Here is a 490-nt window from a genome sequence, read left to right as displayed (position 1 = left end):
TGCACCGCCGCCGCCCTGCTCGCGAACCGCATCGGGCGTCGACCGTTGGTCGCCACCGCGGGGGTCCTGGGCTGTCTGACCGCACTGGCGTTCGCAGCGTTCGGGAACGACACCGGCGCGATCCTCGCCCTCGGCGCACTGTTCCAGTTCTTCACGATGCTGACGAACACCACGCTCGCAGCCTGGACCGCCGAGGTCTACCCCACGGCGATCCGAGCGTCCGGCGCCTCGATCGTGAACGGGATCGGCAACATCGCCGGCGCCGTGATGCCCTTCGCCGCGATAGCGCTCTACGGTGCCTGGGCCTTCGCCGGTGTCTTCGGACTCGCGGCAGCCATGTACGCGGTGCTCGTGATCGCGTCGCGGTTCGCCCCCGAGACGCGCGGTCGTTCCCTCGAGGACGTGAACGAGAACGTCCTCACCGCCAGGTCCACCTGAACCACCCGATCCACCCACACGATCCAGCGGCGTGCCGGGCAACGCCCGGCAC

At 69.8% G+C, this 490-nt stretch carries 1 protein-coding gene; it reads left to right on the top strand.

The genetic code is table 11. The features are described from left to right. On the top strand, positions 1 to 438 hold a 438-nt coding region (locus BIU95_RS09030; protein ID WP_139179718.1), incomplete at its 5' end, for an MFS transporter. Between the last annotated feature and the right edge of the window lie 52 nt (positions 439 to 490).

It is taken from the genome of Curtobacterium sp. MCBA15_007 (assembly GCF_001864905.1).
Classification (GTDB): Bacteria; Actinomycetota; Actinomycetes; order Actinomycetales; family Microbacteriaceae; genus Curtobacterium; species Curtobacterium poinsettiae.
The sequence above is the reverse complement of the archived record's forward strand: the minus strand, read 5'-3'. Positions and strand labels throughout refer to the sequence as shown.